Origin of the sequence: Nostoc sp. KVJ20 (assembly GCF_001712795.1) — a bacterium.
Lineage (GTDB): Bacteria > Cyanobacteriota > Cyanobacteriia > Cyanobacteriales > Nostocaceae > Nostoc.
Genome location: NZ_KV757747.1, coordinates 37,971 through 47,955, shown reverse-complemented (window position 1 = coordinate 47,955; position 9,985 = coordinate 37,971). Strand labels below are relative to the sequence as shown.

General features: G+C 37.2%; 8 protein-coding genes and 1 pseudogene. 1 reads left to right on the top strand and 8 read right to left on the bottom strand.

The genetic code is table 11. The features are described from left to right. Positions 1 to 181, top strand: a pseudogene (locus tag A4S05_RS39680) (RNA-guided endonuclease TnpB family protein); the annotation flags it as partial. Between the two features lie 35 nt (positions 182 to 216). Here A4S05_RS39680 and A4S05_RS34250 read toward each other — a convergent pair. The 8 genes from A4S05_RS34250 to A4S05_RS34220 form a co-directional block, all read right to left on the bottom strand. After that, complete coding sequence (locus A4S05_RS34250) at positions 217 to 2,235, bottom strand: ABC transporter ATP-binding protein/permease (protein ID WP_069074223.1); 2,019 nt, start codon at positions 2,233 to 2,235, stop codon at positions 217 to 219. A gap of 236 nt (positions 2,236 to 2,471) precedes the next feature. Then, positions 2,472 to 2,876 carry a hypothetical protein gene (locus A4S05_RS34245; protein WP_069074222.1) on the bottom strand — a complete coding sequence of 135 codons (405 nt, stop codon included), beginning with the start codon at positions 2,874 to 2,876 and terminating at the stop codon, positions 2,472 to 2,474. A 128-nt stretch (positions 2,877 to 3,004) separates the two neighbouring features. After that, complete coding sequence (locus tag A4S05_RS34240; protein ID WP_069074221.1) at positions 3,005 to 3,238, bottom strand: patatin-like phospholipase domain-containing protein; 234 nt, start codon at positions 3,236 to 3,238, stop codon at positions 3,005 to 3,007. Between the two features lie 49 nt (positions 3,239 to 3,287). Beyond that, entirely contained in the window at positions 3,288 to 4,265 is a 978-nt protein-coding gene (locus A4S05_RS34235; RefSeq protein WP_069074220.1) for an MvdD family ATP-grasp ribosomal peptide maturase, read from the bottom strand. A 45-nt stretch (positions 4,266 to 4,310) separates the two neighbouring features. After that, a complete protein-coding gene (locus A4S05_RS34230) occupies positions 4,311 to 5,303 on the bottom strand; it encodes an MvdC family ATP-grasp ribosomal peptide maturase (protein ID WP_069074219.1) in 993 nt (330 codons plus the stop codon). A gap of 288 nt (positions 5,304 to 5,591) precedes the next feature. Next, a complete protein-coding gene (locus tag A4S05_RS39675; RefSeq protein ID WP_084227369.1) occupies positions 5,592 to 5,732 on the bottom strand; it encodes a microviridin/marinostatin family tricyclic proteinase inhibitor in 141 nt (46 codons plus the stop codon). Positions 5,733 to 6,203: 471 nt separating this feature from the next. Then, positions 6,204 to 7,808, bottom strand: coding sequence for a serine hydrolase domain-containing protein (locus A4S05_RS34225; protein ID WP_069074218.1), 1,605 nt, complete (start codon positions 7,806 to 7,808; stop codon positions 6,204 to 6,206). A gap of 98 nt (positions 7,809 to 7,906) precedes the next feature. Then, positions 7,907 to 9,925 (bottom strand): ABC transporter ATP-binding protein/permease, encoded by a 2,019-nt coding sequence (locus tag A4S05_RS34220; RefSeq protein ID WP_069074217.1) that lies wholly within the window; start codon positions 9,923 to 9,925, stop codon positions 7,907 to 7,909. Positions 9,926 to 9,985 lie beyond the last annotated feature (60 nt).

The window sequence follows — 9,985 nt, the reverse complement described above, 5'->3', positions numbered from 1 at the left end:
GCACGTATGTTCATGTGGCTGTTTAATGGATAGAGATGAAAACGCAGCTAGAATTATCCTTAGTCGAGGATTGAGTACCGTAGGGCATACGGGAACTTTTGCGCTAGACGCAAGCAACGCTTGGGGAGATGAAACCGCTACTCATGTTGGTGAAAACCTGCATGAGCAAGTTATGTCTTAGATTCAAGAATCCCCGTCTCTTTAGAGCGGCGAGTGTCAATAAACTCTTACCCATTTTAATACCTCTGGGTTTTTGTTATAGCGGTAGGTTACACCATCCTTAGTAGTCACAGACTTTTCTTGACTAGCCTTGCTTCTGATCGTAGTAACAGAATAGTCTGTTAATGTCTGAAGCTCTTTATGAGAAAGTCCTATAATTGTAGAACTTACTGCTGATTCTAGCTTTATTTTAAGTTCATTTTTCGGGTAAATATTTATTTTAATTTGCTCCTTTTCAACTGGTTTAATAATTCCTTTTTGCAATTGATAATCTGGCATAGAAACAAGTTGCCAATTAGATTCTTGTGAAAGTTCTAACACCCATTGATGATAATTAAATAAGCTTTCTCTATGACCAACGCTGATAAAAGTTGTTTTCGTTGATTGTAACTGTTGATATAGATTACCTTCGTTATTTAAATCTAAAGCACTCGTTGCTTCATCTAAGATGGTGAAACTAGGATGTGTAATTAATAGCCGTGCAAAAGCGAGGCGTTGTTGTTCTCCTAACGACAATATATTTTCCCAAGGAACTTCTGTATCAAGGCCATCGACGCGGGTAAGTAAGTGTTGCAGGTTAACTTGTTGCAAAATGTGTTCAAGTTCGCGATCGCTCATTTTCCTGTCTGTGTGAGGATAGAGCAACTGTTCGCGCAAAGACCCTAAAATGATATAAGGGCGCTGGGGTAAGAATAATACTTCTTTTAAGGGAGGACGCACTAGACGACCAGTTCCCGCATTCCACAAACCTGCGATCGCTCTCAATAAAGAACTTTTACCCCTACCACTTGGCCCAACAATCAATAACCCTTCGCCTGGCCCAACAGTAAATGACAAATTTTCAACAATCACCTGTTCATAATTTGGTGTTTGTAAAGTGACATTCTCAAAAGCTAAACGTTCTTCTTCTAGAATTTGAATAGTACTGACGTTCTCTGGTTGTTTACTAGCAGCCTGTAGTGCATCTGAAAACTCTGCTAAACGCTTTACATAGCTAGAAAATCGTCCAGAAATCCCAAATTCTGATATTAGTTCTCCTAGAGCATTAGAAAACATAAAGCAAGCAAAACTAGCTTGGTTTATTTGTCCATAATCAATTTGATCCTGAAGAAATAAAGGTGTAAGAATAAACATCGAGAATACGCTAATGGCAGACTGATATGCTCTACCAAAAGCGTCTTGTCCCCTCTCTAAATTCAACCTGCGTTCAGCAGTGATTAAAACATTATTAAATCGGCGCTTAATTATATTGAATTCTTCATCTTCTCCCTGAAAAAAAGCGATTGATTCAGCGTGATTACGAACATGAGTTAAGCAATATGCAAAATCTGCTTTAAATACAAGTTCTTCTTGGTTAACTTTATTTATTCCTTGATTCAAGTAAACAGCTATTAAATTACCTACAATTGTATAAATAACTAAATAAAGTGCGATTTGTGAAGAAACTATCCATATAATTATCAAAGCGCTTCCCATTTCTAAAGATTTTTCTAGTAAAGAAGAAGAGAATCTCAAGCCAATACTAGTAATGGGTTCTATTTCTTGGGATAAGCGTTGGTCTGGATTATCTATATCAGATTTAAAATTGATTTTATAATAAGCTTGATTGCTTAAATATTTTTCTAAAATATGAAGATTGAGCCATTTATACCAATCAAGAATTACTTTTTTTTTGACATATCTCAAAAGAGTTACTAACAAAACCATCCCAACAATAATGAAACTGGACAGCCATAAAGTACTATTATATTTATCAATGTCTCTTTGTTCAATAACGATATCAATTACATAACGATTCCAGTAACTATTTGCAGCATTTGCACCTACAATTATGACTATTAATAATACTAAGAGAATGAGCATTACCCATGAGCGAATCACATCTGAAAATGCTCTTCCTTCTGCTTTTGTTGGATACCAATAAGGCCCGGCAACTACTTTCACATCCTGCCAAAATTGAATTAAGGCTGAAAAAGGATTTGTTGTATTTTGCTCACGCACAGATGGAGTTTGCATATTCTAAAAATGTAGACCTTACTAATTACACTAGGAATTTTGAAATGGCCTTTGAAAATCAAGTTAGACTCAGAGACCATTTTTTCTTTTAGAGAATATCTGAAAAGTTTTATGGTGTTGTATTCGAGATTTGTAGATCCCCCTAAATTCCTCCTTTTTAAAGGGGAGCCTGCTTTAACGCTGTCAGCGTTAAGGCAGGTTAGCGACATGAGCTAGGGGGGATCAAATCGAATGCACTAGGTCAATGGTTCCTCATCAACAATTTCAACTGTTCTCGGAAAAGGGCCTTGGTCAGGTTCAGTAACGACTACTGGGCTAATATGATGTTTCAGTTTGAGTTTTAACTCATCTGAAATGGGCAATTCTTGAATTTCTTTGAGAAGAAATCTGACAGATTCAGTTTTGCTACGTTCTGTATAGACAAGCTTGAGAATGTTTTCAATTCCAAATCCCGCTATATATTCCCCTAGAATGGCTGTCAGCCCAAGCAAGCCTAAACCTCCTAAGAGACCGAAAGGCCCGCCCAGCGTTGAAAGCATAGCGACAACGGCAGCGACATTACCCCCTGATGCACCCGTTGCGATCACGAAAAGTATGCCAGGAAGGCCTAAACCAGAAATTTTTTTGACGAGTTCATCCATTGTACTTACCTACAATCCTTATAAAGTGAAAACATGACTAAGAGAGTCATTACTAATTTCTTTTGGGAAGAAATTAAAAATCTTACATCTTGCACCAGTTAGTTGGTGCAAGATATAAGAAATCTGATTTAGCTCAACAAAAAACTACACAGTTCATCGATTTGTTGACTTTTGTTAGATATTAGTCGATGGGCTATAGCTTGTAGCTGACGAGTATTTTGGAGTTTGGTATTATCTATTTCTTCTAGTTCACTATCTAACAATGTTTGAAAGCGATAATAAAAACTTTGAGCTTCTTTATCAGTAGGTTCAAACAACTGTTCTAATTTTCCAGCTACCACTTCACTACTACCGTCAAACATAATATTTAAAAGTGGTCTTCCCCATTAAAAATCTATAAGGCTCAATACCTTAATCTTTATTAGTCAGTAATACTTCTGCGATCGCCTGCGAAATGGGATAGTGTGGTGAATATATCTCCAGCCAAAAAAATTCCCCGACTGGGTTAACTTCGAGGAATACATGGCGACCATCGGGTGTGACAATAATATCAATTGCTCCATAGTTTAAGCCAAAATAAGCCATCAGTTTAAGCAGTTTTTTCTCAATATCTTCTGGCAAGTCGTAGGGTTGCCAATTTTTAACTAAGGCTCTCCCCTCTTTGCGCCAGTCATAAGTAGATCCTTCTAAGCTTTGGGAATCTACTGCGGCAGTAAATACGCGGTGTCCGACAATCGTTGTCCGCAACTCTAGCGCCTTGGGCACATTTTCTTGAAAGGTCATCGGACAAAAACGCAGTCCTTCCATATTCTCCAGATCATCACTTGTAACTGGAGTGGTAAATACAACGTTTTCTCGCCCCTGCTGATCGTAAATAGCAAAGGAAGAAAGCATCTTGGTAACTATACCTTGGCTACACTCTTGAGCAAATTGCTTGACTGCTTCTGGATTGTTTGAAGTCAGAGTGCGTGGAGTTACAAGACCAACTTTGCGTGCAACTTGCAATTGTAGTTGCTTATTATTAGCCCGATCTACATTGGACATTTTATCAAAGTGAAATCCCTGAAGACTGGCGATCATACCCCTGACTGTGGCGCGACATTCGTTAATAGATGCATCTCTGTATTGCTTGTCCATTGAGTCGGGGATTTTTTGTCCGTAGCGCATCCGCCGATACCAAACTGAGGAGACTTCACTCAAATCTAGCTTCTGTTCGCCATCAGTAATAAGTACGCGTTCAGTATCGCCCCAGTAAATATCTAGCTTGACTTCGGTAGGATATCTGTCTGTATCAAACCGAAATGCTTTTTCTCCTCTAGCCTCAATTTCTTTGATGACTAGAGGAATGCTTTCGTTATCTTTGCTAAACGTGACTATTAATACAGTCATAATTGAGTTGCGCCTAAGATACCCTACAGTAATTGACTTTCTTAATTACGAATTACGAATTGGTACAAGAGCATCTGCGATCGCACTCGCAATAGGCAACTCTAAATCCTTTTCTAGCATTCCCCACTCCCCCACAGGGTTGATTTCCAAAAAGACGTATTCGCCTGATGGTGTGACAATGAAATCTAACGCTCCAAATAACAGCCCAAATTTCCCCATAAAGGCTTTGAGACGACTAACTACTTCATCAGGAAGCTGGTGATGTTGCCATGCGCCAACCTCAACACCAGGTTTGCGCCAATCAACTTTGTCTGCTGCATACACATCTGCATTTAGCGCCCCCACAAATACATTACCATTCACATACACCACTCGTAATTCCTGTTGCTTTGGAATTTGCTCTTGAAAAACCATTGGGCAATAGCGCAGTGACTCGGCATCTTTTAAGTCTTCTTCTTTGACGATGCTGGTGTACAGAAAAAACGAAGAGTTAGCTTCCATACTGCGAGAAAGAGCAGTTAAAAGCTTACTGACCATTTTGCCGTTGACTTGCTCAAAAAATTCTCGTGCTGCTTGGGCTTTGTTGGTGACAAGAGTCTGGGGAATAACAAAACCTACTTCAGACGCAATCCGTAGTTGGCGCAACTTGTTACTTGCATAATCTATCCGCTCTAAATTATCTACCCACGTAGCCTCCTTTAGGCTGTCCCAAAAACCATCTAAAGTTGCAAGTGATTCTCTAAAGCAAGCTTCTCTGAACTTTGGCGCTAATTCTTGACTTAGTTGTGGTTCCCAAATCCGACGCATCCATACAGCTTGCACCTGCTCTGTGCTAATAGAGTGGTTGTTACATTCTATAGTGTGGTAGCTTTTAAACTTATCAAAATGTGCTGTTAATTGCACTTCTAGAGGAAATTTATCAGTATCTAGACGAAATGGTTGCACCCCTTTTTTTGATAAGGCTTCTGCCACTCTATCTATTGTGAAGAAATCACCACTGTGGGTGATTAATAAAATAACATCACGAGATAGATGCATAAATATTTTTTATGATAATTTCATGAGGTAGCTATTAAGTATTAGCAAACAAATTGCTTTTTAGAAGCCAAAATATTTAAAAAACTTAGGTATCTATAAAAAGTAATCACCTCTATCTTATGGAAAAGGTAATATGAGAGCGATCACCTACGGCGGGTGCTCTGTGCCATCGCGTTTCTATAGAGTAGCTTTCAGTTATTTGATAACTGCTACTCTATGAAATTATGATTCAGCCAACTACAAGGTATTTTTCTGAGTAGAAAAGTACTTTCAGATGCAGGGACTAAATTATTTATCTTCTAAGTCTGAAGGAAACTTGTAAGTCCAAGGAACATCTGTTCCTTCACCTTCAGTAGCTTGCTCTTCCAAAAAACGCGCAAAGAATGGTAATGCTCCAACATCCACTGTTTTGGCTGTGTTTGTAGACATGGTATTTTTTTGAGGTAAATTATTTTGACAATCAAAAATATATCAGCAATTAAATATATGTGCAAGGACAGTTAAGACAGTTAAGCAAAAATTAGTTAATCTTTATTAAGATTAAACTATATAGTATTTTCAATACTATATAGCTTTAAAAAATGGTAAGCGTTCAGGGGGTATAAAGAAGACGAAAAACCACCCCAAAATCAAGGAATAAAATTAGGCAGCAGTCAACAAGTCAGAATCATCAGAACAAGTAGTGGCTTCAGGAAGCAAAGAAGGAGTGGCTGTACCACTACGAGTAGCAACAACAGGGATAAAGTACTATTTTTTAGTGATCGCAAAACTTTTCGGTCTACTGAAAAATTGTTCTGGTGCGAATAAGCCTAACATCACTACATAAACAACTAAGTCTTCCATTTTTACTACGTTCTCCATAAATGGCTTTGAGAATGGCTTCTTACTGCTCCTGATTATTTACTGTTTACTAAAATACACTCTTCGTACCCTGTCACAACAACGATATAAACCGATAACTCGACCTTCTCGATCTCGCACCAATTCAAACTTATCTACATATATAAGATATCTCAGAAAAAGATTTTGTCCAGCAACTATGAGATGAGATGGTGGATAGCCTTTGCTCTTATAATATAATTTATTATCTACTAGATTTATTTTAAAGTCATACTCTAATTCAGCAGAATAATAAGTACCAGGATAATCGGCTAATATATCTTTTGGAGAATCTAGTATTTTTTCAAAGGTATAGGTTTTAATAACATTACCAATATCTAATTTTCCTATCAGGCGAATAATATCTTCAGAAAACTCAATATCATAGTCAATTTGATTATCGGCAGATTGAAAATAATTGGTGTCAATTGGAATAAGTTGAAAATACATCCACGCTAGTTTAGCCATTAATTTTCCATTTTTTATCTCTAACTCCAATATGCTTCCAGTCGTGGGGTTATGATAAAATCCAGCTTTAAGCTGTAGCTCCACTACAGGTAAATTAATAGAGCTAATAGAACGCGAAATAGGTTTAGCGATATTTTCAATATAATCATTTTCTAAATATATATCAGCAACTTGAAAAGCTAATTTAGTCGGGTTAAGCGTACTTAAATTAGCCAGACAGATAACAGAAAACTGGCGTTCGGGAAATCGAATAAAATCACTCCGATAACCCGTCCAAGAACCTCCATGACTAATTGTTTTTAAGCCGCCGCGATCGCCAATCCGCAACCCAAATGCACCTGATATGATTTCGCCATTATTGAGTTTGCGTGGAGTAGTTACTTCTTCAATTAAATCTTGTCCATATTCACCTAAGATATTGTGATAGAAATTTCGATCCCAAAGTAGTAAATCTTCAATAGTTGTATAAAGCTGTCCGTCTCCACAGAAATCGTGAAAAGACATATCGATCTGGAAACCCCCTCCATCTTTTGGAGCGTATCCATCGGCTCTATTTTTCACGATTTCTCTGAAGTTATCGTGAAAATGGGTATTTTTCATTCCTAGCGGGGCAAAAATATGTTCTTGGGCAAATACACGTAAAGATTTGCCAGAGACACGTCTCACAATTTCTGCTAGTAAAATATAGCTAGAATTACAGTATAATTGCTCAGTTCCAGGCTCGAAATTTAAGCTTTGTTGTCGAGCAATTAAGGCAATAATTTCTTCGTTTGAATACTTATTTTCAAACCTCATTCCAGCAAATAACATTAAATGTAAATAGTCACGCAAACCACTGGTGTGTTCGATTAAATTGCGGATAGTAATAGAGTGACTGTATTGAGGAATTTCTGGAATATATTTTTGTAATTCATCATCTAAGTTAAGCAATTTTTGTCTGGCTAGTAAGACAATACACATTGCTGTAAATTGCTTGGAGTTAGAAGCGATATCAAAGACAGAATTAGAGGTTATGGGAATGTTGTATTCCAAGTTAGCCATCCCATAACCCCGTTGGTAAATTATCTCCTCATTCTGAATAACAGCAATAGCACAGCCAGGGGAATTAGGTTTATCCCACCGGATGAATAATTCATCTACTTTGGTAATTAGCAACATGATTTCTTGCTGATTGATATATTTCTATCTCACAATATCTTCTACATCACACTGTTACTTTTACCTTTTATAGGAAAAAACTAAATTACCTCCAGCTGCTAAACTCTCACCCATTTCAATATTTTGGGGTCTTTATCATATCCATAGGTAAGGCCATCTCTAGTAGTGATAAACTCCCCTTTGCTTGCCTTACTTCTAATAGTGGAAACAGAATAGTAGGTTAATTCATTCATTTCCTTATGACTGAGCTTTTTAGTTGTGCTGCTCTCTGAATCATTTAGGGACTTATCTTGAGATGAATCATCTATTATTATTTGGACATTTGCGGTGGGTTTAGTAATATTTACTTTTTGACCTTTCTGCTCCCGGTAATCTTGTACTCTCATAAGTTTCCAACTGGAATCTTCTACAAGTTCCAGAACCCATTGATGATAATCAAATAGACTTTCTCGATGCCCAACACTAATAAACGTTGTTTTCGTGGATTGTAACTGTTGGTATAAACCTCCTTCATTTTTTAAATCTAAGGCACTTGTTGCTTCATCTAATATCGTGAACCTTGGATGAGTAACTAATAATCGTGCGAAAGCCAGACGTTGTTGTTCTCCTAGCGATAGTATGTTCTCCCAAGGAACTTCCGTATCGAAGTTATCGACTCGACTTAGCAAGTTTTGTAAGTTGACTTGTTGCAAAACTTTTTTAAGTTCTGCGTCAGTAATGTGACTATTTGTAGTAGGATAAAGCAACTGTTCGCGCAAGGTTCCTAAAATTATGTAAGGACGTTGAGGTAAAAATAAAACTTCTTCTAATGGAGGTCGCACCAAACGACCAGTCCCCGCATTCCACAAACCAGCGATCGCTCTCAGTAGAGAACTTTTACCTCGGCCACTTGGCCCAACAATCAATAAACCTTCTCCTGCTTTGACAGACAGTGACAAATCTTCAACAATTACCTGTTCATAGTTGGGCGTTTGTAAAGTGACATTCTCAAAAGCGATCTGGTTTTCTTCTATTGTTTTAATAGTACTGACATTCTCTGGTTCTCTAATTACTTCTTCTAACGCATCTGAAAATTCAGATAACCGTTCAACATAGCTAGAAAATCTTCCAGAATTCCCAAATTCATTGATTAACTCACCCAAAGCATTAGCGAAAAAATAGCAACATACAGACGCTTGGATAATTTCTCCAAACTCCATTTCACCTCTAATCTGTAAAGGCCCAAATACTATATATGGAAATATTTGAATTACAGATTGATAACCTCTATTAAAAATCTCATTGTTCTTCTCCCAATCAATTTTGCGTTTAGCATTTTTTATCAAATTGCTAAATCGGCGGTTAATAATATTTAATTCTTGGTTCTCTCCTTGAAAGAAAGCTACTGATTCAGCATGAGTGCGAAAATGAGTTAGGCAATAGGTGTAGTCAGCTTTCGCTTCGAGTTCTTGTCGATTAATTTTATTTAATTCTTGGGTCAAGTAGACAGCAATAAAATTGCCTATAACCGTATAACTAACTAAAATCAGTGCAACAGACTGAGAGATTGACCAAAGAACTAATAAAAAAGCTGTCATCTCCAGGATTTTTTCCAGGAAAGTAGCTGAAAAACTTAAAGCATTACTTGCAATGGGTTCGATTTCTTGAGATAAACGTTGATCTGGATTATCAATATTAGATGTAAAGTTAATTTTATAATAAGCTCGACTGTTTAAATATTTTGATAAAATCTGATTATTCAGCCATTGATACCAATCTAGAGCAATTTTTTTTCTCACTAGTCTGGAGAACCCGGCTAAGAGAGTTCCCAATGCTAGGGCTGAACCATAAAGCAGTAAAGCATCATAAAATTTAGCTATTTCCTTCTCTTGAATGATGATATCCGCCAAATAGCGATTAATAAAGCTATTAAAAACATTTGCACCAACAAGGACAATTATTAATAATATTAGGAGAATAAGCATCCCCCATGAGCGAATCACTTCTGAGAATGCTCTATCTCCTGGCTCGTTTGGATACCAGTAAGGTTGGGCGACTGCTTTTACGTCTTTCCAAAATTGAAGAAAACCGAAAAGAGCATTTGTTGAAGGTTGAGCTTGAACAACTTGGGTTGGCATATTCTGAAACTAAACTAAGACTTTAGCTAATAATTAAGCTAGTTATATGAAAGTAGTGTT

What these genes read in the sequence shown, in the direction of transcription:
- A4S05_RS34250 (WP_069074223.1), bottom strand. Translation starts at nt 2,235, where the DNA reads ATGCAAACTCCATCTGTGCGTGAGCAAAATACAACAAATCCTTTTTCA.
- A4S05_RS34245 (WP_069074222.1), bottom strand. Translation starts at nt 2,876, where the DNA reads ATGGATGAACTCGTCAAAAAAATTTCTGGTTTAGGCCTTCCTGGCATA.
- A4S05_RS34240 (WP_069074221.1), bottom strand. Translation starts at nt 3,238, where the DNA reads ATGTTTGACGGTAGTAGTGAAGTGGTAGCTGGAAAATTAGAACAGTTG.
- A4S05_RS34235 (WP_069074220.1), bottom strand. Translation starts at nt 4,265, where the DNA reads ATGACTGTATTAATAGTCACGTTTAGCAAAGATAACGAAAGCATTCCT.
- A4S05_RS34230 (WP_069074219.1), bottom strand. Translation starts at nt 5,303, where the DNA reads ATGCATCTATCTCGTGATGTTATTTTATTAATCACCCACAGTGGTGAT.
- A4S05_RS39675 (WP_084227369.1), bottom strand. Translation starts at nt 5,732, where the DNA reads ATGTCTACAAACACAGCCAAAACAGTGGATGTTGGAGCATTACCATTC.
- A4S05_RS34225 (WP_069074218.1), bottom strand. Translation starts at nt 7,808, where the DNA reads ATGTTGCTAATTACCAAAGTAGATGAATTATTCATCCGGTGGGATAAA.
- A4S05_RS34220 (WP_069074217.1), bottom strand. Translation starts at nt 9,925, where the DNA reads ATGCCAACCCAAGTTGTTCAAGCTCAACCTTCAACAAATGCTCTTTTC.